At 72.8% G+C, this 24819-nt stretch carries 19 protein-coding genes; 11 read left to right on the top strand and 8 right to left on the bottom strand.

Annotation, left to right across the window (positions count from 1 at the left end; translation table 11 throughout):
- Nucleotides 1-8: 8 nt before the first annotated feature.
- Both purE and ACQ5BE_RS06190 read right to left on the bottom strand, forming a co-directional pair.
- The gene (gene purE / locus ACQ5BE_RS06195) at nucleotides 9-587 is read right to left on the bottom strand and encodes a 5-(carboxyamino)imidazole ribonucleotide mutase (RefSeq protein WP_430296091.1); all 579 of its coding nucleotides are present in this window, start codon (nucleotides 585-587) and stop codon (nucleotides 9-11) included.
- Nucleotides 584-1798: a 5-(carboxyamino)imidazole ribonucleotide synthase gene (locus ACQ5BE_RS06190; protein WP_430296090.1), complete on the bottom strand. Its 1215-nt coding sequence runs from the start codon at nucleotides 1796-1798 to the stop codon at nucleotides 584-586. The genes purE and ACQ5BE_RS06190 overlap by 4 nt, the downstream gene beginning before the upstream one ends.
- Before the next feature lie 100 nt (nucleotides 1799-1898).
- Between ACQ5BE_RS06190 and ACQ5BE_RS06185 the strand changes: the two genes are divergently transcribed.
- Complete coding sequence (locus tag ACQ5BE_RS06185) at nucleotides 1899-2525, top strand: GtrA family protein (RefSeq protein ID WP_430296089.1); 627 nt, start codon at nucleotides 1899-1901, stop codon at nucleotides 2523-2525.
- Between the two features lie 33 nt (nucleotides 2526-2558).
- Here the strand turns inward: ACQ5BE_RS06185 and ACQ5BE_RS06180 are convergent, their stop codons facing one another.
- Nucleotides 2559-3248: a TIGR03089 family protein gene (locus ACQ5BE_RS06180; RefSeq protein WP_430296088.1), complete on the bottom strand. Its 690-nt coding sequence runs from the start codon at nucleotides 3246-3248 to the stop codon at nucleotides 2559-2561.
- Between the two features lie 279 nt (nucleotides 3249-3527).
- Here ACQ5BE_RS06180 and ACQ5BE_RS06175 point away from each other — a divergent pair, with 279 nt between their 5' ends.
- From ACQ5BE_RS06175 to ACQ5BE_RS06165, 3 genes are read left to right on the top strand one after another with little or no spacing between them, the layout of a single operon-like run.
- A complete protein-coding gene (locus ACQ5BE_RS06175) occupies nucleotides 3528-4103 on the top strand; it encodes a WhiB family transcriptional regulator (RefSeq protein WP_430296087.1) in 576 nt (191 codons plus the stop codon).
- Nucleotides 4104-4114: 11 nt separating this feature from the next.
- Nucleotides 4115-7735: a glycosyltransferase gene (locus ACQ5BE_RS06170; protein WP_430296086.1), complete on the top strand. Its 3621-nt coding sequence runs from the start codon at nucleotides 4115-4117 to the stop codon at nucleotides 7733-7735.
- On the top strand, nucleotides 7719-9338 hold the full coding sequence (locus ACQ5BE_RS06165) for a DUF5719 family protein (RefSeq protein WP_430296084.1): 1620 nt from the start codon (nucleotides 7719-7721) through the stop codon (nucleotides 9336-9338). Before ACQ5BE_RS06170 ends, ACQ5BE_RS06165 begins: the two co-directional genes overlap by 17 nt.
- A 10-nt stretch (nucleotides 9339-9348) precedes the next feature.
- Here ACQ5BE_RS06165 and ACQ5BE_RS06160 read toward each other — a convergent pair whose 3' ends face one another.
- Complete coding sequence (locus tag ACQ5BE_RS06160) at nucleotides 9349-9870, bottom strand: metallopeptidase family protein (RefSeq protein ID WP_344299587.1); 522 nt, start codon at nucleotides 9868-9870, stop codon at nucleotides 9349-9351.
- A gap of 112 nt (nucleotides 9871-9982) precedes the next feature.
- On the opposite strand from ACQ5BE_RS06160, the gene ACQ5BE_RS06155 reads away from it, so the two are divergent.
- From ACQ5BE_RS06155 to ACQ5BE_RS06135, 5 genes are all read left to right on the top strand, one after another.
- Entirely contained in the window at nucleotides 9983-10369 is a 387-nt protein-coding gene (locus tag ACQ5BE_RS06155) for a DUF3499 domain-containing protein (protein WP_208712022.1), read from the top strand.
- Between the two features lie 67 nt (nucleotides 10370-10436).
- Nucleotides 10437-10670, top strand: a complete 234-nt coding sequence (locus ACQ5BE_RS06150) for a Trm112 family protein (protein ID WP_430296083.1) — start codon at nucleotides 10437-10439, stop codon at nucleotides 10668-10670.
- Nucleotides 10667-12172 carry an adenosylhomocysteinase gene (gene ahcY / locus ACQ5BE_RS06145; RefSeq protein ID WP_430296082.1) on the top strand — a complete coding sequence of 502 codons (1506 nt, stop codon included), beginning with the start codon at nucleotides 10667-10669 and terminating at the stop codon, nucleotides 12170-12172. The genes ACQ5BE_RS06150 and ahcY overlap by 4 nt, the downstream gene beginning before the upstream one ends.
- A 122-nt stretch (nucleotides 12173-12294) precedes the next feature.
- On the top strand, nucleotides 12295-13527 hold the full coding sequence (locus ACQ5BE_RS06140) for an Ig-like domain-containing protein (protein ID WP_430296081.1): 1233 nt from the start codon (nucleotides 12295-12297) through the stop codon (nucleotides 13525-13527).
- 162 nt (nucleotides 13528-13689) lie between these two features.
- Entirely contained in the window at nucleotides 13690-14592 is a 903-nt protein-coding gene (locus ACQ5BE_RS06135) for a TIGR01906 family membrane protein (protein WP_430296080.1), read from the top strand.
- Here ACQ5BE_RS06135 and ACQ5BE_RS06130 read toward each other — a convergent pair.
- Together ACQ5BE_RS06130 and ACQ5BE_RS06125 are read right to left on the bottom strand one after the other, a co-directional pair.
- Nucleotides 14580-16400: an AMP-dependent synthetase/ligase gene (locus ACQ5BE_RS06130; RefSeq protein ID WP_430296079.1), complete on the bottom strand. Its 1821-nt coding sequence runs from the start codon at nucleotides 16398-16400 to the stop codon at nucleotides 14580-14582. The genes ACQ5BE_RS06135 and ACQ5BE_RS06130 overlap by 13 nt on opposite strands.
- Before the next feature lie 107 nt (nucleotides 16401-16507).
- A complete protein-coding gene (locus ACQ5BE_RS06125; protein WP_430296078.1) occupies nucleotides 16508-18169 on the bottom strand; it encodes a dolichyl-phosphate-mannose--protein mannosyltransferase in 1662 nt (553 codons plus the stop codon).
- Between the two features lie 126 nt (nucleotides 18170-18295).
- On the opposite strand from ACQ5BE_RS06125, the gene rsmI reads away from it, so the two are divergent.
- Together rsmI and ACQ5BE_RS06115 are read left to right on the top strand one after the other, a co-directional pair.
- Nucleotides 18296-19117, top strand: a complete 822-nt coding sequence (gene rsmI, locus ACQ5BE_RS06120; protein WP_430296290.1) for a 16S rRNA (cytidine(1402)-2'-O)-methyltransferase — start codon at nucleotides 18296-18298, stop codon at nucleotides 19115-19117.
- A gap of 155 nt (nucleotides 19118-19272) precedes the next feature.
- Nucleotides 19273-20766 (top strand): NAD-dependent succinate-semialdehyde dehydrogenase, encoded by a 1494-nt coding sequence (locus tag ACQ5BE_RS06115; RefSeq protein WP_208712030.1) that lies wholly within the window; start codon nucleotides 19273-19275, stop codon nucleotides 20764-20766.
- Between the two features lie 248 nt (nucleotides 20767-21014).
- Here ACQ5BE_RS06115 and ACQ5BE_RS06110 read toward each other — a convergent pair whose 3' ends face one another.
- Together ACQ5BE_RS06110 and ACQ5BE_RS06105 are read right to left on the bottom strand one after the other, a co-directional pair.
- Nucleotides 21015-23438: a transglutaminase TgpA family protein gene (locus ACQ5BE_RS06110; RefSeq protein ID WP_430296077.1), complete on the bottom strand. Its 2424-nt coding sequence runs from the start codon at nucleotides 23436-23438 to the stop codon at nucleotides 21015-21017.
- Nucleotides 23435-24811 (bottom strand): DUF58 domain-containing protein, encoded by a 1377-nt coding sequence (locus ACQ5BE_RS06105; RefSeq protein WP_430296076.1) that lies wholly within the window; start codon nucleotides 24809-24811, stop codon nucleotides 23435-23437. The genes ACQ5BE_RS06110 and ACQ5BE_RS06105 overlap by 4 nt, the downstream gene beginning before the upstream one ends.
- Between the last annotated feature and the right edge of the window lie 8 nt (nucleotides 24812-24819).

Genomic DNA, 24819 nt, shown 5'->3' with positions numbered 1-24819 from the left:
TCCCTTCCCTAGCGCCCGCCCCGGGCCTGGACGTGCTCCGCTGCGAAGACGGTGGACACCTTCTCCCGCAGCGAAGCGCCCTTCCGGGTGGCCGTGGCGTTGAGGTCGCTGGCGAAGTCCGCGAGCTCGTCCGCGAGGCGCCGGCCGAGCTCGTCGTGGGCCGAGGCGAGCATGCGGACGGCGAGGAGGCCCGCGTTCCGCGCACCTCCGATGGACACCGTCGCGACGGGGACCCCGGCGGGCATCTGCACGATCGAGAGCAGCGAGTCCATCCCGTCGAGCGTCTTGAGGGGAACCGGCACGCCGATCACGGGCAGGGTCGTCACCGAGGCGAGCATCCCCGGAAGGTGGGCTGCCCCGCCGGCGCCGGCGATGATGACCCGCAGGCCCCGCTCGCGTGCGCCCTTGCCGTACGCGATCATCTCCTCCGGCATGCGGTGCGCCGAGACGACGTCCGCCTCGAAGGGGACGCCGAACTCCGCGAGCGCGTCTGCCGCGGCCTCCATCACGGGCCAGTCCGAGTCGGAGCCCATCACGAGCCCGACGAGGGGGGCTCGCTCGGGCCGCGGCGGGGTGCTCGTGCTCATGCCTTCTCCTTCGGGCGGGCAGACAGGTCCTGGGGTGCCTCGGCGCCGCCGGGCGCCGAGGCGCCGTCGCGGATGATCGCCGCGACCCGGGCGGCGCGTGCGCGCAGCTCGTCGGGGTCTGACCCCGCGCCGCCCACGAGGTTGACGTGGCCGATCTTGCGGCCCGGACGGACGGACTTGCCGTAGCCGTGCACCTTGGCGGCGGGGTCGGCGGCCAGCGCGGCGGGATAGGCGCTGAAGAGGTCCTGGTTGGCCCCGCCGAGGTAGTTCTTCATGATCGCCCACTCGCCGAGCACGTCGGTCGCGCCGAGCGGCAGGCCCAGGACGGCGCGCAGGTGCTGCTCGAACTGGCTCGTGACGCAGCCGTCCTGCGTCCAGTGGCCGGTGTTGTGGGGCCGCATCGCGAGCTCGTTGACCAGGAAGCCGACGCCGCGCCCGGGAGTCTCGAACAGCTCTGCGGCCATGACGCCGGTGACGCCGAGCTCGTCGGCGATGCGCAGCGTCGCCTCCTGCGCGGCGGCGGCCACGGCGGGATCGATGCCGGGAGCGGGAGCGATGACCTCGTCGCACACGCCGTGCACCTGGATGGTGTGGACCACCGGCCACGCGCGCGACTGGCCATCGGGGGTACGGGCCACGAGGGCGGAGAGCTCGCGGCTGAACTCGACCATCTCCTCTGCGAGGAGGGGAGTCATCGTGCCGAACCAGTCGATGGACTCCTCGGCGTCGGCGCGCGAGCGCAGCACGCGGACGCCCTTCCCGTCGTAGCCGCCCCGGGGGGTCTTGAGGACGACGGGCCAGCCGATCTCGTCGCCGAACGCCACGAGCTCCTCCACGTGGTGCACCGCACGCCAGCGCGGATTCGGCAGGCCGAGAGCGTCGACGGCCGAACGCATGCGCAGCTTGTCCTGGGCGTGGACGAGCGCGCCGGGCCCCGGCTGGACGTTGACGCCCTCGGCCATCAGGGTCAGCAGGTGCTCGGTCGGCACGTGCTCGTGGTCGAAGGTCAGGACGTCGACGCCGCGGGCGAACTCGCGCAGGTCGTCGAGGCTGCGGTAGTCCCCCACGGGGGCGTTGGGCACAGCAGGGACCGCGGAGACGTCCTCGGCCTCTGCCAGGACGCGCAGTTCGAGGCCGAGGGCGGTTGCGGCAGGGGCCATCATGCGCGCCAGCTGGCCGCCGCCGACGACGCCGATCACAGGGAAAGTCACCCACCCAGCCTACAGAACGTCAGGAAGCCCCAAGCCTGCGGCGGTAGAATCACTGCGCCCCCGGCGGCTCGCGTCAGGTGGCAGGGAACTGTGGAGGACCATGATCAGGACCATCTCCGACCGCCTGCGCGGTCTCGTCTCGCTCTTCTGGCGCGAGGTCGCGAAGTTCGGGACGGTCGGTGGGCTCGCGTTCGTCATCGACTCCGCGGTGTTCATCTGGTTGCTCAACGGACCCCTGCACAGCGGTGAGGTCTGGGCCAAGTCCATCGCCACCGTCGTGGCCAGCATCTTCTCGTGGGTCGCGAACCGCTACTGGACCTTCCGCCACCGCAAGCAGACCAACGCGGTCCGCGAGGCCGTGATGTTCGCGATCATGAACGGCATCGGCCTGCTCATCGCGGCCGGCTGCGTCGGCTTCACGAAGTACATCCTCCATATGACCGACAAGGTCTCGATCTTCGTCGCTGGGTCTGTCGTAGGCCTCATCCTCGGCACGATCTTCCGCTTCTTCGCGTACCGCTTCTGGGTCTTCAACGAGGAGCTGGACGCCGAGCCCGGCTACGAGGGCGACCACGAGCTCATCGAGGTGCACCATGACGGCGAGCTCGCGTCCGGACACGCGGGCGACGGCGCGGGTGGCCCCGAGCGCGGCACCACGGATTCGGGGGTTCCGGACCCGGGCGTGCACGGTCTCGGGAGCACAGGGGAAGGGCCGACCGGCCGCTAGGAGGCCTCCGGCCGGGCAGCCCGGCTGCGCCGCTCAGGCGGTGACGTTCTCCACGCGGCGGAGGTGCTCGACGTCGTCGATTCCCGGGTGCGCGAGGACGGCCGATCCGCCGGCGGACCACGCCCCGATGAGGCGCGCGAGCGCATCCATGAGCCCGGAACTCCCCGCCACGAGGACCCGCGCCCCATCGGCCGCCGGGACAGCGAAGCGCGAGAACAGCTCGGTCTGGGTGAACGTGTGCTGGCCGTCGACCGCGGGGTCGCCCTCCACGGGAGGGTCGAAGGGCTCGTAGGAGTCCGCGAACTGGCGCACGAGCGCCGCGTAGTCCAGTGCCCCGGCGGGCAGTTCGCCCGGATACGCCATCTCGAGCGCCCCGAGCGCGACGGCGACGCGCACGCCGCCGCCTGCCTCGCCGCCGTGCGACTCCGGGCCCGTGAACGTGATGTCCGCCGGCGCCGTGTCCACGAGGACCGCACCCGTCTGGAGCGTCGCGAGCGCGATGACGACCGACTTCCAGTGCGGCGGAAGGTCCAGCCGGACCCGGGTGCCGCGGCCGGCGTCGAGTTCCTCCGAGAGGAAGTTGGATGTCTTGGCGACCCAGTTGTCCAGGACGCGGCCGGAGAGCTCGACCCGCTCGCCGTCGGGCCCGTACCAGGTCAGGCGGGGCGATGCGGAATTGCCGGCGCGGAGGTGGTGCGTGAGGTCGAGAATCGTCGAGGGCATGGCCCTATTGTGCCCGCCCGCCGCCGTCGTCACGAGAGCGTCCCCGCCGTCATCCGTTTGGGCGTGTTGAGCGACTAAACAAATTTCTTCTGCCTAGAATCCGCCGTTCCCGCTTGACTCCCGCAACTTACACGCATGTAATTAGGACTGGACAGTAACTGCGCCGGCGGACGTCGATGAACCGATCATCGCATGCTCCGAGGGGAACCGGCACCGGGAATCTTCCTGGCGCTGGTCGCCGCGGCTCGCCGCGCAGAAAACGACCCGAGGAGGAGCACCGTGGGACAGGCGGAGCGTATCCAGTACGAGTCGGCGGTCGCTGCGCAGGCGTCCGCCGCCTACCGGTCGAGGGGGATTCCCGCGGACTGGTATGTAGACCCTGCGGACCCCGACGCGCACGAAAGGTATCAGGCCCTGTCGGCGAACGCGCTCGAGGAGGCCGCGACGGCGTTCCTCACCGAGCATGCGGTCCACAGCGACGGCCCCGTGGACGACCTCGACGAGCCCGAGGACGAATCCGACGAGCCGGCGGACGAGGCCATCGAGAGGGCGCTGGCGCTCCTCGCGAGCCCGGCAGACCACACCCCCAAAGGGGTGCTGATCGACCTCCTCCACCCTGGCGAGCCGGAGGAGGGGGAGCTCGCGTGGCAGGCAGAGGCGCTGTGCGCCCAGACCGACCCGGAGGCGTTCTTCCCCGAGAAGGGCGGCTCGACCCGCGACGCGAAGAAGGTCTGCGGGTCGTGCACCGTCCGGGCACAGTGCCTCGAGTACGCGCTCGCGAACGACGAGCGGTTCGGCATCTGGGGCGGCCTCTCCGAGCGCGAGCGCCGCCGCCTGCGCAAGCGGGCGGTCTGATCCTGGAGGCTGTGCACGTCACCGCAGTCGTCGTCGCGCACGACGGCGGCGCCTACCTGCCCCTGACCCTGGCCGCGATCTCGTCGCAGACGCGGCCGGTCGACGTCGTCCTCGGTGCCGATACCGGATCCGGGGACGATTCCGCCGAGGTCCTCGGCCGCGCCCTCGGTGCCGACCACGTCGTCGCCGTGCGCGGCTCAGGCGGCTTCGGTGGGGCGGCGCGCCGCGCCCTGGACAAGCTTGCCCCTGCTCGGAGCGGCCCTGAGGGGCCTACCCAGCAGTGGGTCTGGCTCCTGCACGACGACTCGGCCCCTGCACCCGACGCTCTCGCGGAGCTGCTCGGCGCCGTCGAGCGCGCGCCGAGCGTCGCCGTCGCGGGCTGCAAGCAGCTCGACGCCGACGCGCCGCGGCGGCTCCTGGACGTCGGCCTCTCCGTGAGCCGGTGGGGCGAGCGGCTGACCCTCATCGACGTTGATGAGCAGGACCAGGGGCAGCACGACGCGCGCAGCGACGTCTTCGCCGTCAACTCGGCGGGAATGCTCGTCCGCCGCGACGCGTGGGAGCAGCTGGGCGGGTTCGACCCCGGGCTGCCGGCCACGGGTGACGACGTGGACTTCTGCTGGCGTGCCCGCCTCGCAGGCCACCGGGTCGTCGTCGTGCCCTCGGCCCGGATCCTGCACTCCCAGCGGCCGGAGGCCGCGGGCACCCCCTTCGCAGCCCGACGCGCCGAGGTGTACTCCCGGCTCAAGCACTCCCCGGGATGGCAGCTCCCGTTCCAGGCTCTCGGCGCCCTCCTCGGCGGGCTGTGGCAGTTCCTGCTCGGGATCGTCCTCAAGGAGCCGGGCGTCGGCGCCGCCAGGCTCGGGGCGAGCCTCGCGGCCCTCGGCGCTGTCGGCCATCTCGCACGCGGCCGCCGGGCCGCGCGCCGGACTCGGACCGTCTCGCGCAGCACCCCCCGCGAGCTCCAGACGTCGCGTGCCGAGATCTGGGCGCACCGCCGGGCTCTCCTCGAGTCCGCGGCGGCGGACTCCGAGGCCGTGGTCGGCGACGGATCCGGCAGTGCCGCCGGGCCGGAGGAGCCCACGGGAGACTCCGAGCACGACTTCGCGGCCCTCGCGGTCGCCACGCGCGGCTGGCCAGGCACGGGCGCGATCGTGGTCGCGGCCGCTGCGCTCCTGGCCTCCCTCGTCGCGCTCGCGCCCCTCCTCGGGGCGCAGGCCGCGGTCGGCGGCGCGCTCATCCCTGTCTCCTCCGCGCTGGGCGACATCTACGCCAACGCGACGGCATGGTGGTCCCGTCTGGGAGCGGGAGAGCCCGGCTACGGAGACCCGTTCGACCTCGTGCTGTGGCTCCTGGGCCTCGTGGGCTTCGGCGACGCGAACCGGGCCCTCGCCCTCGCGCTCGTGGCGGCCTCCCCGCTCGCGGCGCTCGGCGCATGGGCGCTGGCGGCGAACCTGACCGCGCACCGAGCGCCGAGAGTGCTCGCCGCCGTCGTGTGGGCGGCGGCGCCGGCGCTCCTCATCGCTGTCGGCGAGGGGCGGATCGGGGCGGTCGTGGCCCACGCGGCCCTGCCGTGGGCGGCGCTCGGGCTCCTCCGCGCGGTCGGCGGCGCGCGCGTGCGGGCCATGACGGCCTCGCAGCAGCATGAGCCGCGTCCCGGTTCGGGGGGCGTGCCCTCATGGACCGCTGCCGCGGCAGGCGGGCTCGCGCTCGGCCTCGTGACGGCGGGCGCCCCCTCGCTGGTGCCGTTCGCGGTGATCCTGGTCGTCGCGGGCGTTGTGGCCCTGCGCGGTCAGGCGCGTGCGCTGTGGTGGGCACTGGTCCCGACGGTCGCCGTCTTCCTTCCGCTGTGGGTCTCCACGGCCGAACGGCCCCGGGCCTGGATCGCGGACCCCGGCCTTCCGACCCCGTTCGCGGTGGCGTTGCCGTGGCAGATGCTCCTGGGCCAGCCGCTCGCCTTCGACCCCGCGGCGCCCCTGAGTGGCCTCGCGTTCCTCCCTGCTGGCGTCCCGTGGTCGCTCGTGGGGGCGCTCGTCCTCGCCGCGCCCCTCCTGCTCGGGGCCGCCGCCTCGGCTGTCCTCCTCAGGGGCCGCCGCGGCACAGCCGCGCGAGCCCTCGTGGCCATCGGGATCCTGGCGCTGGCCTATGCCTGGGCCGTGTCTCGGATCCCGGTCGCCGTGTCCGGGGATACGCTCGTGGCCCCGTTCGCGGGTCCGAGCCTGGGCGCCGCCACCTTGGGCTTCCTCGGTGCGGCCGTCCTCGGAGCGGACAGGCTGATAGAGCACCGCCGTGCCGCCGCGAACCGCGTGGCTGACGGCGACGCACACCAGGAGCGGGCGACCCGCCGCAGGGCCCGGACCGCTGCCGCGGTCACTGCAGTGGCCCTGATCGGTGCAGGCGCGGGACCGGCGGCCGCACTCGCGCACTGGGCGTGGGCGGGTCTGAGCCCCGCGCGCGCCGAGGCGCACGGTCTGGGCCCGGACATCCAAGTGGCGCCCGGCGCTGCGCGGACCCTTCCAGCCACGGCAGCAGACCTCGGCCTCGGTCCGCAGCAGACGCGCACGCTCGTCCTGGGCAGCGCCGACGACGGAAGCGTGACTGCCTCCCTCATGCGCGGCGCCGGCACCACCCTCGACGCCCTGTCCGCCGCCGCCTCGGCGAGCCGCATCACCGGCCCGTGGGGCGCGGAGCGCATCGCTGACGACGACGGCGCCCTCGTTGCCCTTCGCCGTGCCGTTGCCACCGTCGGCGGCGCCGCGAGCGGGGGAGCGGCCGGGGTCGATCCATCGAAGGACCTCACTGCCCTCGGAGTCGGATTCATCGTGCTGAAGGACCGCTCGGCGGCCGACGAGGTCGCGGCCGCCCGCATCGACTCCGTCCCGTCCCTCGTGCCGGTGGGCCGGACTGACGCCGGCTGGCTCTGGAGGGTCACCCCGAACGGGCCACAGGCGGGCGATGCGTTTGCCATCGCGCAGCGCACACGCATCGTCGACTCGAAGGGCCAGACCCTGTCCTGGCTGCCGTCGGGGCCCGAGCAGGTCTCCGTGGACGTTCCTGCCGCCGGTGGGGCCCGGCGCCTCGTCCTCGCCGAACGCGGCGCGCCCGGGTGGACGGCGACCCTGAACGGCGTCGCGCTGGCGCCCACCGCCCAGGACTGGGCCCAGGCGTTCGAGCTCCCGGAAGAAGGCGGACGGCTCGAGGTGCGCTATGCGGTGCCGGCGGCCGCACCGCTGGGGCTGCTCGCCGCCGTCGCGATCGGGCTCACGGTCCTCCTCGCGGTGCCGGCCCGGATCCGGCGCCGCACATCCCGCGGACGCACCGGTGCTGGGCTCCTCCTCCCGGAGACGGCTGCCAGGCGCCACCGCCCGGACGCGCCTCGTCCCGAGGCGCGCAGTCTGGACACACGCCGAGACACGCAGGACGACGGCGGAACCGCCGACGACGCGGCGGATGAGCAGGGTCCCGACAAGCAGGAGGACGCTCCCGGAGGCAGCGGCCGCCGTGGCGCGGAGCGTCGCCGAGGCGGAGAGGAAGCCGACCCGCCGGACGAGACGGACGCCGGGAATGCGAACCAAGGGGAAGATGCCCAGCCGGAGGGAAGGGAACGTGCAAGCGATGAAGCGTCCGTCTGAGGGCCGCGGGGCGGCCTCGGGCCGGAACACGCCGACGGGCAGGGGACGCCGGGCCCGGACAGTGGGCGCCGCAATCGCCGGGGGCCTGCTCGTGGCCGCCGGAGCCGCTCTGACCGTCTACGCGTCGGGGATCCCGGCCCCGGCCTCGCTCGCCGCCGGGACAGCGCGGTCGGCGGAAGTGCCCGCGGGCGACGCCGTGCGAGGCTGTGCCGGGCCCGCACGCCTTCTCGAGGGAACGCCCGTGCAAGGCGATCCCCAGTTCAGCCCGGCGAGCAAGACCGCCCGCACGGATGTCTCAGCGGTCGTCCTCTCGGACACCCAGGGCACGCTGCCGGACGCCTCGGTGACCGGGGCCGACGGCGCCCTCCTCAAGTCCCTGCCGGGACAGGCCGTCGCCGCGGGCACGGCAGCCCAGCCGAGGGCCGCCGTCGTGCCCGCCCAGTCGGTCAGCGCCGCCGCAATCCTCACGGCCCGCGCGGCCGGGGGAGACGTCCCGGACATCGCCGGCCTGACACGCTTCTCCGCGTCCGACGGCGACCTGCGGGGACTGGCCACGGCGTCCTGCACGGTCCCGGCCAATGACCAGTGGCTCCTGGGCGCCTCCACCACGGTGGGCAGGACGTCGGTCCTGACGCTGACGAACTCGAGTGCCACTCCCGCGACCGTCGACCTCGAGTTCGTGGGGGACAAGCCTCTCGCGCAGGCTCCGCCGTCGAGCCGCGGGCTGCAGGTCAAGCCGAACAGCTCGGCGTCGTACGTGCTCAGCGGCTACCTGCCCGGACAGGCCAACCTCTCCGTCCACGTGCGCAGCACCGGCGGTCCCGTCTCGGCCGTCATCCAGCAGTCGACCCTCCGGGGACTCACGCCGGGCGGCGTCGAGCTCATCACCGCGGCCGCAGCCCCCGCCGCGCGCCAGACCGTTGCGGGGATCGACCTGCAGGACCCTGCCCAGGCCAAGCAGCTCGCGGCCCGTCAGGGCTTCGCCGACGCCGCCGCCTCGCTTGCCCTCACGGTCCCCGGTGCCGCCGACGCGGTCGTGCAGCTGCGTGTCTACGGCAGGAACGGGCCGGTCGCGCTGCCGGGCGGCGGAGTGGTGACGGCGAAGGCAGGCACCGTCACGGAGGTCTCTCTCGCGGGCCTTCCCGCGGGCACGTACAGCGTCTCCGCCTCGGCGGACGTCTCCTTCACCGCCTCCGCCCGGGTTCCCCGCGGGCTATCCGCCACGGAGCCGCTCGACTTCGCGTCTCCGGGGGCGTCGATCCGGCTCGGGGACGACCACGTCCTCGCGGTGGGCAAGGGCCTCACGCGGAGGGTCGTCGTCGGCGTGCCGGACGGCCGGGCCCAGATCCGCGCGGTGCCGGTCACCGACGACGGGCGGCTCCACGCAGCCCAGACGGTCGACGTCGCGGGAGGGACGACGGCGGTCGTCGACGTCCCGGCCGAGGCCGAGGGCTCACCGGTGGCGGCCCTGCTCATCTCGGCGACGGGCGATCCCGCCTACGGCACGCTCGTCACGACCGGCGACGGCAATGCGATCGCGGCAGCCTCCATCGTCGCTCCGGCAGCGGGGGCCCAGGCCCTCCCGGTCACGCTCGGCTACTGAGCCGGCGGCGTCAGTAGCCGCGGTAGTACGGATCGAGGGTCTCGGGCGCCACGCCGAGCATGAGCGCGGTGTACTCGACGACGATGTCGTGGACGAGGTCCTGCAGCTCGGTGCGGGCGCCGGCCTCGGTCTCGACGACCCTCCGGTAGATCGTGATGCGCGGCGCACGGCCCGCCCCGCCGGGGGTGTACTTGCCCTGGGGGACACGTCCCCGCTCCACGAGGATCTGCTCGAGACCCGGCGGGATCTCTTCGACGGCGTACTCGACGCCGTCGAGCCTGGAGCCGTTGAGGTCCTGGAGCCGCTCCGCTGCGTCGAAGACCCAGTCCTCGAAGCGCTCGGCCCGCGTGCGCGACGCGGGGAGGACAGCGGGCAGGATCTCGCCCCTGAGCCCCCGGCCGTGCCGATTCCGCCGCCTCTCGCGGAAGCTCCTGCGGCCGCGGCCGCTCGGCTCGTCCGCGGCTGGGACGGCCCGGATGCGAAGGCTGCCGCCCTCGGCCCCGGAGCCGTGGGCCAATGAACGATCCTGCATACATCGACTCTAGTCGCCGCCGCCCCGGCGGGCGAGCCGGACCGGCGGCACACGCCCGGTCGCGGGGTTCAATGCCCGCTTCCGCCGGAGAGCGGGAGTAGGGTTCTGTGCCGTGGGTCCACTACGCCATTGTTCTCGATCGGCTTGCCGCCAGGCCGCGGTGGCCACGCTCACGTACGTCTACGCCGAGTCGACGGCCGTCCTGGGTCCGCTGGCGACCTTCGCCGAGCCCCACAGCTACGACCTGTGCTCTGAGCACGCCGCTCGGCTCACCGTGCCACGCGGCTGGGAGGTCCTGCGGCTGGCCCTTCCCCCGGCGCCCCCGCGCAGCCCCGACGACATCCTCGCCATAGCCGACGCCGTGCGCGAGGAGGACGAGCCCGTCCCCACCGAACAGCCTGACTCCTCGGACCGGCCTCCGCGCGCCCCGCTCGAGGCCCCGGCCGGCGCCGAAGCCGTCGTGCGGCGTCATCTGCGGCTGCTCCGCGAACCCTTCTAGTCCCGGCCCCTGAGGAAGCAGTCGCCGCCGCTCTGCGCGCCGCGCGCATGTCTGTAGGCTAGTGGGCATGCCGAACCTCAGCCCGTCGCTGCTCGCCGTCCTCCGGTGCCCCGTCACGGGGTCCGCCCTCGTCCAGGACGGTGACTCGCTCGTGGCCACGACGCGGGCCAAGGACGGCACGACCCCCCGCTACGCGATCGAGGACGGGATCCCCGTCCTCCTCGCCCCCGAGCACACGCAGGCCATGGCCGCCCCGGGCGGCCAGCACGAATCCAGCACCGCACAGGAGCAGCACGCATGACCCTCGAGTACAAGGTTGCCGACATCTCCCTCCATGAGGCGGGGCGGCACCAGATCCGCCTCGCCGAGCACGAGATGCCCGGCCTCATGGCCCTGCGCGAGGAGTTCGGCCCGTCTCAGCCGCTGGCAGGCGCCCGCATTGCAGGGTCACTCCACATGACGGTCCAGACGGCTGTGCTCATCGAGACGCTCGTCGCGCTCGGCGCGGAGGTCCGCTGGGCGTCGTGCAACATCTTCTCCACCCAGGACGAAGCGGCGGCCGCCGTCGTCGTGGGCGCCGGAACCGCCGAGGATCCCCAGGGAGTGCCCGTCTTCGCTTGGAAGGGGGAGACGCTCGAGGAGTACTGGTGGACCGCGGAGCAGATCCTCACCTGGCCCGGTGCCGACAGCGATCCGGCCCTCGGCCCGAACATGATCCTCGACGACGGCGGCGACGCCACGCTCCTGGTCCACAAGGGCGTCGAGCTCGAGGCCGCCGGGGCGGTCCCCGAGGCGACCGACGAGGACCCCGAGGAGTACCGCATCATCCTCGATGTCCTCCGGGCGGGGCAGGCCCGCGACCCCCAGAAGTGGACCCGCATCGCCGCGGGCATCAAGGGCGTGAGCGAGGAGACGACCACGGGCGTCCACCGCCTCTACCAGCTCGCCGAGCAGGGCAGGCTCCTCTTCCCGGCGATCAACGTCAACGACGCCGTGACCAAGAGCAAGTTCGACAACAAGTACGGGATCCGCCATTCCCTCCCGGACGGCATCAACCGGGCCACGGACGTCCTGATGGGCGGCAAGGTCGCCGTCGTGTGCGGCTACGGCGACGTCGGCAAGGGTGCCGCAGAGGCGCTGCGCGGGCAGGGTGCGCGCGTCATCGTCACGGAGATCGACCCGATCTGCGCCCTCCAGGCCGCCATGGACGGCTACCAGGTGGCCCGGCTCGAATCGGTCCTGGACCAGGGCGACATCTTCATCACGACCACCGGCGGCAAGGACATCATCCTCGCAGAGCACATGGCCGGGATGAAGGACAAGGCCATCGTCGGCAATGTGGGCCACTTCGACAACGAGATCGACATGGCGGGCCTCGCCAAGGTGCCCGGGATCCGCAAGGTCGAGATCAAGCCCCAGGTCCACGAATGGGTCTTCCCCGCCTCGAGCGGCCCCAACGGGGCCTCCCCGGAGCATTCCGTCATCGTCCTCTCGGAGGGACGCCTGCTGAACCTCGGCAACGCGACCGGCCACCCCTCGTTCGTGATGAGCAACTCGTTCGCGAACCAGACGATCGCCCAGATCGAGCTGTGGACGAAGCGCGACCGCTCCGAGGACGGCCAAGACTCGACGCGCGAGTACGAGAACCGGGTCTACGTCCTGCCGAAGATCCTCGACGAGAAGGTCGCCCGCCTCCACCTGGCGGCGCTCGGAGTCGAGCTCACGGAGCTGAGCAAGGACCAAGCGGAGTACCTCGGCCTCGACGTCGCCGGCCCCTACAAGGCGGACCACTACCGCTACTGAGCCGCCTCGCGAGGCGTCGCCGCCGCGCCCCGGCCACCCCCGGCCTCTGCCCCCGGGTTGACCGGGGCGCGCGTCGCTCTGGCGTACCCTTGAACGAAGGCCGGACGAAGGGGGACTCACCTGTGGCGGAACGCAGGAAGCTGGGGCGGGGGTCCAAGGCGGCCCTCGCAGGCATTGTCGTGGTCGGTGTCCTGGGGGGTGCGGCCGGGATAGCCATCGCCCAGCCGTGGACGCAGCAGGCCCCGGCGTCGGAGGCCGGAACGCCCCTGCGCACCCAGCCCGGGCTCGTGACCCCGGTCGTCAAGCCGTTGGAACTGGGAGTCACGCCCACCGACGGCGCCACGGAGGTGAACCCGGCGATGAGCCCGCAGGTCAAGGCGGTCAACGGCCGGGTCGTGTCCGTGCACCTCGCGGACGCCAAGGGCGCCGAGGTCAAGGGGTCAGTGAGCGCCGACGGCGTGACCTGGACTGCGCAGGACCCGCTCGCGTTCAACATGGCGTACACCTACGAGTTCACGCTCGCGGACGGGGCCGGACGCGAGACCACGAAGAAGCAGACCTTCCGCACGGTCACAGCGGCCAACGAGGCCGACGCCGCGGTCTTCCCCCGCAACGGCTCCACGGTGGGCACGGGCCAGCCGATCCAGATCACCTTCAGCGAGCCGGTGACCAACAAGGAGGCCGTCGAGAAGGCCGTCGCCATCACCTCGACCTCCAACCAGGACGTCAGGTGGCACTGGTACAGCGACAAGATGGCGCGCATCCGCCCTGCGACCTTCTGGGCGCCGAACACCAAGGTCACCCTCGCCCTCAAGCTCTTCGGAGTCGACTTCGGCAAGGGCATGATCGGCAACTTCAACGCCGACGTCAGCTTCACCACCGGACCCAGCAGGCTCGCAGTCGTGGACGACACGACGAAGACGATGCAGGTCTTCCTCGACGGCCAGCACGTGAAGACCTTCCCGGTGACCCTCGGCGACGCCGGGTGGCTCTCGCCGACCGGGTACGCCGTGATCATGGAGCAGGAGCGGTACTCGCACTTCAACGCGGGCAGCATCGGCCTCAAGCCGGGGGACAAGGGGTACTACCCGCCCCTGACCGTGGAGCACGCGAACAGGCTCACGAACTCGGGGGTCTATGTCCACCAGGCCCTCCCGTCCGCGATTCCGTATGTGGGCAACACGAACGTCTCCCACGGCTGCGTGGGGCTCCTGCCGGATGACGCCGCCTGGTTCTTCAACACGTTCAAGCCCGGAGACATCGTGCAGACCCTCAACACGGGTGCGCCCCCGATCGAGCCGCTCGAGGGCTGGGGCGACTGGAACATGGACTGGGCCACGTACGCCAAGCACTGAGCCACGCGCTGACCACCCCGCCGGGCGCCCTGCAGACGCCGGGTAACGCTTCGGCCACACGTCGATGACGCTGGCGGGTTGGGGCGGGGCAAGCCGGTACGGTGGGAGGAAGACCTTGCTGACTTGAGGCCCTTGCGGGGCCGCTACTGGATGGTGGCTGTGTTGACCGACAAGAGATCCGGATCCGAACCGGGGGCTGACTTCGACGAGCCGAAGGACAGCGGCGAGCCGGACTTCGCATGGATGAAGACGGACGACGGCGCCACGGCAGTCCCAGCGGAGCCGCACCCCACCGGTGCCCTCAACGTCCGGCCCCCGGAGAACGAGGTCCAGCGGCGCAAGGACCAGCGCGAGGCCGCCGCCCGGTCGAAGCCCGTGGGTCCCCGCATCGTCCAGGTCTTCATGGCGGTCCTCCTGCCGTTCCTGCTGCTCGTCGCCGCCGTCCGTGCGGTCGCGAGCCCCCTGTTCCTGTGGGCGGAGTACTTCCGGCCCGGTTTCCCTGGGGACGGGTACGGCTTCACTCCGGACGACAGGCTCACGTACGGCTCCTACGCGGTGGACTTCCTCGCGAACGTCGCCGGGCCGCGGTACCTGGGGGACCTGGTCTTCCCCAACGGCGACCGGCTGTTCACCAGCGGCGAGGTCAGCCACATGGCGGACGTGAAGCTGGTCGTCCTCTCGTCCTACGGGGCTGGGCTCGCGATCCTGATCTTCTTCGTCGTCGCGTTCATCGGGCTGCGGAGGACACCGCGCGCCTTCGCCCGCGGGATCTTCGCCGGCTCGCTCGTGACCGTCGGCCTCATCGGCGCCCTCGCCGTGGCGGCGGCGCTGGGCTGGCAGCAGTTCTTCACCGAGTTCCACCGGCTGTTCTTCGCCGACGGAACCTGGACCTTCCGTCTCGAGGACACGCTCATCCGGCTGTTCCCGGCGCAGTTCTGGATGGATGCCGCGATCACGATCGGCGTGCTCGTGCTGCTCGTGTCGGTCCTCATGGCGATCTTCTGCTGGCCCACGCCGAAGCGCCGCGAGGGCGCCGCGGGCCATGTGGAGGGTCAGGCCGAGTAGAGGCCCTCGATCTCGTCGCGGAACGCCTCGGTGACCGGCTGGCGCTTGAGCTTGAGGGACGGGGTGAGGTCGCCGTCCTGGAGCGTCAGCTCGCGGGGGAGGATCACGAACCTGCGGATCGACTCTGCGCGGGAGACCGTCTCGTTGGCCGCGTCGACCGCGGACTGCACCTCGGCGAGCACCTCCGGGTCGGTCCTGGCGTCCTCGAGGGTGAGCACGCGCCCGCGCCGGCGGGCCCACACGGGGAGCTCATCGGCGTCGAGCGCCACGAGGGCGGCGACGTAGGGGCGTCCCTCGCCCACCACGATGGTGTGCGCGACGAGCTCGCACTCGCGGACGGCCTCTTCCAGCGGGCCGGGGACCACGTTCTTCCCTCCCGCTGTCACGATGATCTCCTTCGTCCGTCCCGTGAGCGTGAGGAAGCCGTCGTCGTCGAGGGAACCCAGATCCCCCGTGGCGAAGAACCCGTCCTCGTGGAAGGCCGCGGCCTCGGGCGAGCCCGGGGACGCCGAGCGGTACCCGCGGACGACGCCGATGCCCTTCACGAGGACCTCGCCGCTGTCCGAGATGCGGATCTCGGTGCCGGGCACGGGCCGGCCCACGCTGCCGATCCGGGTCGCCTCCGGCGTGTTCACGGTGCACGGCGCGGTCGTCTCGGTCAGGCCGTAGCCCTCGAGCACGGTGAGCCCGGCCCCGCGGAAGAAGTGCGCGAGTCCCGGGCTCAGCGCGCTCGCACCGGAGACGATGGTGGAGACCTGCCCGCCGAAGGCCGCCCGCAGGCGCCCGTAGACGAGCCGCTCGAACACTGCATGCCGGATCCGCAGCCGGCGCCCGGGGCCCTCGCCGCCCGTCGCCTCCGCTTCGAGCGCCTCGGAGTACTCCCGGGCCGTGTGCGCCGCCCGCTCGAACAGGGACCCGCGCAGCCCGTTGGCCGCCTTGGCGTGCGCGGCGGCGTAGACCTTCTCGAAGACCCGCGGCACCGCGAGCAGGAAGGTCGGCCGGAAGGTGGCCAGGTCGCGCAGGAGGTTGGCCTGGCGCGAATGCCCGACCACGACCCCGGCGGCGACGCACGTGACCTGCACGGCGCGGGCCAGGACGTGCGCGAGGGGGAGGAACATGAGGGTGCGGCTGCCGGGACCGACCACCGTCGGGAGGTGCGCGGCGAGGTTGACGGCGAGCAGGCACAGGTTGCCGTGGGTGACCTCGCAGCCCTTCGGCCGCCCGGTCGTGCCGGAGGTGTAGACGAGGGTCGCAAGCGTCTCGAGGTCGGCTGCGGTGCGGTGCCGCTCGAGCTCGGCGTCGCCCACCCCGAGGCCCGGGCCGGCGAGGCTGCGCAGGGTGGCCCCTTCGCCGTCCTCCGTCATGACCGTCACGGGGAGCCAGGACTCGCCCAGGGCAGGGGAGGCATCGATCGCCTCCTGCACGGACTCGGCGAGCTCGCGGCTTCCGGCGAAGACCCGCTTCGCCCCGGCGTCCTCGAGGATCCAGGCGATCTGGGACGGGGAGGACGTCTCGTAGATCGGGACTGGGACGCCACCGGCGTACCAGACGGCGAAATCGACGAGCGCCCACTCGAAGCTCGACGGCGAGATGATGGCCACGCGGTCGCCGATGTCTAGGCCGCTCGCGATGAGCCCCCGGGCGAGCGATCGGACCTGCTCGGCGAACTGCGCCGCAGTGACGTGCTCCCAGCCGGCCGCGGTGCGTCGGGAGAAGAGCTCGGCGTCCGGCGTCGCGGCCGCGCGGTCCTCCAGCAGGTCGGTCACGTTCGTGGCGCCGGGGAGGCTCGCCACAGCCTCTGCGGACACCTCCGTACGGCTCCGGCGCTGTCCCGTTTCCGCGCTGCCTGCCACGTCGTCACCCTTTCGTCCCGCGTGCTCCGCCTCGTCCCCCATGTCCATCCTGCCATCTGGCGCTACGTCCAGCTCGGCATCCACAGCCTGAGCCGCCATTCGATGTACGGGATGGGTTCCGCGTTCCAGATCGGCATGAGGTAGGCCGAGATGACCAGCGCCGCCAGCAGGTACATGCCGACTGCGAGGAAGCCCGCCTGGCGGCGCCAGAGCGGGTCGGCCGGCCTGCCGAGGACGAGCCCCAGCCCGAACGCCAGGGCGAGGATGAGGAACGGCTCGAAGGAGACGGCGTAGAAGGCGAACATGGTCCGGGTGGGGTAGAGGAACCACGGCAGGTAGCCCGCCGCGACTCCCGCGAGGATGGCCCCGGCCCGCCAGTCGCGCCGTCCGGCCCAGAGCAGGGTCACGACGGCGAGCGCGACGACGGCGGTCCACCAGATCAGGGGATTGCCGACTGAGAGCACGGCGGAGGAGCAGTGCTCCACCCCGCACGTGTTGGCCGGCTCGGCGTAGTAGAACGAGGTCGGGCGGCCCTGCACCAGCCAGCTCCACGGGCTGGAGGCGTAGGGGTGCGGCGAGCTGAGCCCGTTGTGGAACGCGTATGCCTCGGAGTGGTAGTGCGCGAGCGAGCGGAGCGAGTCCGGGATCCAGCTCCAGGAGGGGTCCGGATGGTCCCTCGCCCAAGTGCGGTAGAAGCCGTTGTCCGAGAGGAACCAGCCCGTCCACGACGCGAGGTAGACCGCCGCCCCCACGACGACGATGCTCACGGCGGCCAGCGGTGCGTCGCGCACGACGGCGCCGGGCAGCCAGGCGCGGATTCCCGCCCTCCGGCGCGCTCCGGCATCCCACAGGACGGTCATGAGGCCGAAGGCGGCGACGAACGCGAGGGCGGACCACTTCACCCCGACGGCGAGCCCGAGGCATACGCCGGCGGCAATCCGCCACCACCGGATCCCGAGCCAGGGGCCGGTGACGAGCGCTGTGGGCCTGAGGCGGCCGTCGGGCCCGGCGAGGCGGCCGAGCCGGTCCGCGAGGCGCCGTCGGCCATCGTCGCGGTCGATCAGGAGGGCGCAGAACGCGGCGAGGAGCCAGAACGAGAGGAAGATGTCCAGGATCCCGGTGCGGGACAGGACGATGTGGTGGCCGTCGATCGCCAGCAGCAGGCCGGCCGCCGCCGCGAGCGCGTGGGAGCGGAAGAGCCGGCGGGCGGCCCACGCCGTCATCACCACGGAGAGCACGCCCACCAGCGCCGCGCTGAAGCGCCAGCCGAACGAGCTCCCCGGTCCGAAGAGCGCCATCCCGAACGCGATCATCCACTTGCCCACGGGCGGGTGGACCACGTATTCAGGGCCGTCCTGGAGGCCGCTCATGTCGCCACGGAGGAAGAGCGCGTTCGCGTTCTGGCTCCATGAGCGCTCAACCCCGGAGACCAGGTAGGAGTAGGCGTCCTTGACGTAGTAGGTCTCGTCGAACACGAGGGCGTGCGGGCGGTCGAGCTGCCAGAAGCGCAGGAGCGCGGCGATGAGGCCCACCGCGAGGGGGATCGTCCAGCTCAGCAGCCTGTCCCGTGCCGACCGTTCGCGCCACGCGAGCTGGGCTCCCAGGAGCCGCTGCCTGAGGGCCTCCGCAGTGCCGAGGGCCGCGTCCTGCACGGGGTCGACGATCCGCCGCCGGGGCGTGTTCCAGCCGCGGACCGGCGGGCGGGTCTGGGTCGGGGAGGTCATCCTGCCCCATGCTACCGGCGTAGGCTGGGCCCCGTGCACGAGCCCGACAGCGATCCCACGCCCCCCGCAGACACCGAGCCGCACGACGCCGCCGGCACCCTCCCGGGCAGCGCGGGAAGCGGCGCGGTGGTCCTCGCGGCGACGCCGATCGGGAACCTCGGCGACGCGAGCCGCCGGCTCGTCGAACTCCTGGGGGAGGCGGACCTCATCGCCGCCGAGGACACGCGCAGGCTCCAGCGGCTCGTCGCCGGGCTGGGCGTGAGGCCCCGCGGTCGGGTGGTGAGCTACCACGAGCACAACGAGGCCGCCAAGACGCCCGAGCTCGTCGACGCCGTCCGGGCCGGCGGCACCGTCCTGCTCGTGACGGACGCCGGCATGCCGGTCGTCTCCGACCCCGGCTACCGGCTGGTCGAGGCGGCAGTGGCCGAGGGCCTGACGGTCACGGCGCTCCCGGGCCCCTCGGCCGTCCTGACGGCGCTGGCCCTGTCGGGGCTGCCGACGGACCGCTTCTGCTTCGAGGGATTCCTCCCCCGCAAGGCGGGCGAGAGGGGCCAGCGGCTCTCCGAGCTGCGCGGCGAGCGCCGCACCATGGTCTTCTTCGAGGCGCCGCACCGTCTGGCAGCGATGCTCCGGGCGCTCGCCGACGCGTTCGGCGCGGACCGCAGGGCCGCCGTCTGCCGCGAGCTCACCAAGACGTACGAGGAGGTCCTGAGGGCCAGCGCCGGCGAGCTGGCCGCCTGGGCCGAGTCGAGCGAGGTCCGGGGCGAGATCGCCGTGGTGGTCGAGGGCGCGGGGGAGGCGCCGCCGTCGAGCATGGAGGACCTCGTCGCGGAGGTGCGCTCCCTCGTCGCGGCCGGGACCCGGCTCAAGGAGGCCGTGGCCGTCGTCGCCGAGGGCTCCGGGACGAGCAAGCGGGAGCTCTATGCCGCATCGGTGGCCGCCCGCTGAAAAGCCCGGAATTCCGCGGAAGTAGATTGTGCAGTTGCACAGGTGAAGTGCGTCACGGTCGTCCCGTCATGCATGGACACCCATGCGGCAGGGGCCTAGCGTGGAATCAGTCCACCCACGCTCGCCGGTGAGCGTGCTGCGAAAAGGAGCCTGACGTGTCCGAGAACACCGCTGTCACCCCTGAGCGCGAGCAGGAGCTGCTCGCGAAAGTTCCGACCGGCCTGCTGATCAACGGCGAGTGGCGCGACGCCACGGGCGGGGCGACCTTCGCTGTCGAGGACCCCGCGACGGGCAAGGCCCTCCTGGAGATCGCCGACGGCACGAGCGAGGACGCGCTCGCCGCGCTCGACGCCGCCGCCGCCGCCCAGGCCTCGTGGGCCCGCACCGCCCCGCGCGAGCGCGCCGAGATCCTCCGCCGCGCGTTCGACCTCGTGACCGCGCGCGCCGAGGAGTTCGCGCTCCTCATGACGCTCGAGATGGGCAAGCCGCTCCCGGAGTCCCGCGGCGAGGTCACGTACGGCGCCGAGTTCCTCCGCTGGTTCTCCGAGGAGGCCGTGCGTGACTACGGCCGCTACGTCACCACTCCCGAGGGCAAGAACAAGATCCTCGTGCAGCGCAAGCCCGTGGGCCCGTGCCTGCTCATCACGCCGTGGAACTTCCCGCTCGCCATGGCCACCCGCAAGGTCGGCCCGGCCCTCGCCGCCGGTTGCACGGTGATCATCAAGCCGGCCAAGTTCACCCCGCTCACCACCCAGCTCTTCGCCGCCGTCCTCGTCGAGGCGGGCGTGCCGGCCGGCGTCGTGAACGTGGTCTCCTCGTCCTCCGCGTCGAGCATCTCCGCGCCGCTCATGAAGGACCACCGCCTGCGCAAGGTCTCCTTCACCGGCTCGACCCCGGTGGGCCGGCGTCTGCTGGCCGACGCGTCGCAGAACGTGCTGCGCACCTCCATGGAGCTCGGCGGCAACGCGCCGTTCATCGTGTTCGACGACGCGGACCTGGACAAGGCCGTCGAGGGTGCCATGGCGGCCAAGATGCGCAACATGGGCGAGGCCTGCACGGCCGCCAACCGCTTCCTCGTGCACGAGTCGGTGGCCGAGGAGTTCACCTCCAAGTTCGCTGCCGCGATGTCAGCGCTCAAGCCGGGCCGCGGCACGGAGTCCGACACGACCGTGGGACCCCTCATCGACGGCGGTGCCCGCAAGGACGTCCACGCTCTGGTGACCGAGGCGGTGTCCGCGGGCGCCCGCGTCGCGACCGGCGGCTCCCCGCTCGAGGGCGACGGGTACTTCTACGCCCCGACGGTCCTTGCCGACGTCCCGAACGACGCCGAGATCCTCAGGAACGAGATCTTCGGCCCCGTCGCCCCGGTGACGACCTTCGCGACGGAGGAGGAGGCCATCCGCCTCGCCAACGCGTCCGAGTACGGGCTGGCCTCGTACCTCTACACCCGCGACTACGCCCGCATGTTCCGCGTCGCGGAGCAGATCGAGTTCGGCATGGTCGGCTTCAACGCCGGCGTCATCTCGAACGCGGCCGCCCCGTTCGGCGGCGTCAAGCAGTCCGGCCTGGGCCGCGAAGGCGGCGCCGAGGGCATCGCGGAGTACACGACGACGCAGTACATCGGCATCGCCGATCCGTACGCGGGCTGACCGCCCTTGGCGGGCACAGCGGACGGAGGAACGACCAGCATCGCCGATCCGTACGCGGGCTGACCGCCCTTGGCGGGCACAGCGGACGGAGGAACGACCAGCATCGCCGATCCGTACGCGGGCTGACCGCCCTTGGCGGGCACAGCGGACGGAGAAACGACCGGCATCGCCGATCCGTACGCGGGCTGACCGCCCTTGGCGGGCACAGCGGACGGAGGAACGACCAGCATCGCCGATCCGTACGCGGGCTACCGCCTCCGCCTGACCCACCGTGCGGCGGCCTTCGCCGCGGCACGGACTGTGGCCCCTGCAGCCTTGGCTGCGGGGGCCACTGCCGTCAGTGCCCTCGCGAGCCACGCGAAGGCAGACGGCGGCAGCGCGGCGATGCGGGCCCGCCGGACCGGGCGCTGTGCGTGCCGGGCCGTCTCGTGCACGACGGCGACGGCGCGGCGGGCGGCCTCCTCGTCGGCGTCGTACCCGGGGCGTCCGAAGGCGTGGCGCTCGTATTCGGCGGTGAGGGTGTCGAGCGCGCGTCTCAGCCCGCCGTCGTCCGTCTCCCAGGCCGTGAGGCGCTTCGCGTAGGCGCGGGGGGAGTCCGCGGGGTCGGGCGGGAGGCCGTGGTCGACGCCCACGGCCTCGAGTTCCTCCCAGATGCCGTCGAGGCCGCGGTCGAGGCGGCGCCGGCGCTGCGCTGCGCGGAGCGCGGCGGGCAGGGTGAGGACGAGTGCGGCCGCGAGCACGCCCAGGGCCACGAGCGCGGCGGCAACCCAGGGGGAGGCCTCGGTGGAGGCACCCGACGCCGCCGGGGCCGAGGCCTGGGACTCGGCGGGAGGCGCGCCCGGAACGCCCGAGGGGAAGAGCCCCTCGTTGAGCTGGTCCAGGTTGGTGCTGCCGGACTGGGCAGCGGAGTCGGTGAGGGAGTAGGCCGGGGTGACGCCGCGTGACGGCGTGGGCTCGAACGGTACCCATCCGAGCCCTTCGAAATACAGCTCGGGCCACGCGTGGGCGTCCCGGCCGTCGACCTGGTACTCAGTCAGGGCCTGCGCCGACGGGATCGCGACCGTCTGCCCGGTGGGCCGGCCCGGGGCGAAGCCGACGGCGATCCGGCTCGGGATGCCGACGATGCGGGCCATGACCGCCATCGCCGCGGCGAAGTGGATGCAGTAGCCGGAGCGCTTCTGCAGGAAGGTCTCGAGCACGTCCATGCCGGTGCCGTCGTAGCCGTCCTCGACGGGGGCCCGCTCTGAGTACTGGAACGTGCGCAGCCACGCCTGGATCGCGACAGCCCGCTCGAAGGCGGTGGCCTTGCCGCGGGTCACGTCCTCGGCGGCGGAGCGCACCGAGGCCGGGACGCCCCGCGGCACGTCCCGCACCTCGGAGCTGAGGCCCCGGGGGGTACCGTTCGCCGTCGCCAGGGCATCGCGCGTGATGTCGGGCCTCGTGGAGCGCACCGTGTAGAACTGGTCGCGGCTCGCGCCCGGGTCGCCCTTGATGCTCAGGTCCGCAGGGTCCCAGCCGAACCGGCCGCGCTGGCCGTCCACGGTGGTCGGGGCGTAGGGGGCCGGGAGGTACGGGCTCGTGAAGCCGCCGGTGGTGATGACGGTGGTCGTGGTGACGCTGGGCGCCGCCGTGATGGGAGTGCGCGGCGTGATCCCTGTGAGCGGGTACTGCAGCTGGTCGTCCCGGTTGTCCGGTGCCCACGAGCCGCCGTCGAACGTGGACACGGTCACGGTCCGGAGGTAGAGCGGGATGGTGGAGTTCGTCGCGTAGCGGAGGATGCCCACGCCTTCGGCGCTGCGCAGGTCGCTCCCGAGGCTGATCAGAGGGTTGAGGCCGACATTCTGTCCGAAGCTGCGCAGCCGGGCACCTTCGGGGAAGAGCCCGCGGTCGAACCCGGGTACCACCTGCGGCAGCGCGAGCGCCCCGGCGACGATCGCCGCGATGAGGATGATGAGCCGGCCCGGAGAGAGCGCGGCCGCCGCGAGCTCCCCGGGTGACCGCTCGGGCGCTCTCGCTCCGCGCGTCGGCTCTTGGCGGGACCGCCGGCCCTCGGGCCCTCCGCCGTCCGGCCTTCCCCCATCTGCCTGCGCCGTGGCGAGGATGCCGAGGTATCCCGCTGCGGCGGCGGCGAACCCGACGGCCCCCACGCTGTTCGGCTTGAGCGTCGCGGGCACCACGAGGACCGCGAGGAGGGCGATCCCGGCGAGCGCAGGCAGGCGGCACGAGATGGCGATCGTCTCCGCGACGAGCGCGATGAGCCCGAGGGCTCCTGCCAGGAGCGCGACGATTCCGACGTTGGGTGCCGCGGGCACGGCGTCGAAGACCACGGTGTGCCACGCCTGGTCGAGGGCCTCGTGCGCGGAGGCGATGGTCCGCGGGCCGGGAATGAACCCGGCGAAGCTCGTGGCGCGGAAGAACATGGCGCACATCGCCGCTACCCAGGCCGCGAGGCCCGCGACGGCGACCACCACCGGGTGCCACGGGGCGCCCCGACGCCCGGCGAGGGCCGCGCGGGCCAAGGCGGTCCCGGCGAGGGCTGCGCAGGTGACGACGATGACTGGGTAGAGCCAGCCGAATCCCCGCAGCACGCCGCCGTAGGAGGCGGCGCCGCCCGCGACGGAGAGGGCCAGGAAGGCCTCCACGCCGAGGTGCGCGAAGCGGCGGGCCCTCATCGCCGTCCGCCCGGTTCCGGACTGTCGTCGACGAGCGCGGCCCAGGCGGAGGCCACCGGGGTGCGCGGTGTGCACTCGGCAGCCATCCAGCCGCTTAGGCGGAGTGCCTCGACCGCCTCGCGGCCGCCGCCTGCAGCGGGGACGACCACGACGGCGAGCGCGCGCTCGGCGAGGAGGGCCGCGGGGGCGAGCTCACGCGCGGTGTCCCGGGAGGTCCTGCCGAGGATCGCGACGATCGGGCCTCGCCCGCGGTGGCCTTCGAGCCGGTCGAGCAGGAGGTCGGAGAACCCGTCCCCTGCGGACGCGGCAGCCTCCCTGGGGGTGATCGCGGCGAGGGACTCCCCGATGGCGGCCAGTCCGGCGGCTCCTGCGTACTCAGGGCTGTCCGGCTCCGGCGCCGACGCGGAGCGGGCGAGCGCGAGGGTGCCGTCGGGTGCGAGGAGCCTGATCGAGTAGTCGAGCGAGACCAGATGGGCGCACACCGACATCGCGGTGGTCACGGCCCATTCGAAGGCGGGGGAATCCGGGGCGTCTGAGGCCGCATGCCCGGGAAAGGGGAACGCGGAGCGCCGCAGGTCCAGGATCAGGGTCGCCTCGGGCGACGTCGCGGACTCCTCCTGCCGCACCATGAGCTCCCCCTGGCGTGCGGTTGCTGCCCAGTGCACGCGGCGCATGGGGTCCCCGGGACGGTACTCGCGGGTCATCACGTCATCATCGCTGGGCATGGACTGGATCCGTGCCGCGACCGTCCCCTCGGTCCCGCGCCGCCCCGCGAGGACGCCTGCGGCGAGGGGCAGCACGGCTGGGGTGACCGTCAGACGGGTGGGGGCGCCGATGCGGCTGTGGCGTTCCGCGAGCCCGAAGGGATCCGTGTGCTTCGCCTCCACGGGACCCAGGAGGTACAGGCCGCGCCGGGGACTTGCGAGCTCGTAGCGGTAATGGCTCCTCCCGTCCCTTCCGACCGACCTTCCCGGGTACAGGAAGCCCGGCCCTGCGCCGAGGCTGGGCGGGAGCTGCTCGGTCATCGACATGCGTCCCGAGAGCAGGCCGCTGTGGGCGAGGCTGAGTGCGACCTCGGTGGTGTGCCCGGCCTCGACGACGTCGGGCGACGGCGTGCGGCGCACATCGAGGGAGGGCCGGAACAGCAGGTTCGAGGCCAGGGCCGCGGCCGGTATGAGGCCGAGGAAGACGGCGAGGTGGAGGAGGTCGCGCCGGCCCAGGAGCTCGGCGCCCAGGAGCACGGCGATGGCGGCGCCCACGAAGCCCCAGCCGCGAAGCGTGAGGGCGCCCCTCCAGTCCGTGCGCACGACGCCCTGGTAGTGGTGGGCGCCGCCGGCCCGCTGCGACGCGCGCCGACTCTCCGACCGGCCCACTGCGTGCC

It is taken from the genome of Sinomonas sp. B1-1 (genome assembly GCF_050474465.1).
In the GTDB taxonomy this organism is placed as follows: domain Bacteria; phylum Actinomycetota; class Actinomycetes; order Actinomycetales; family Micrococcaceae; genus Sinomonas; species Sinomonas flava.
This window is presented reverse-complemented; position numbering and strand designations above follow the sequence as displayed.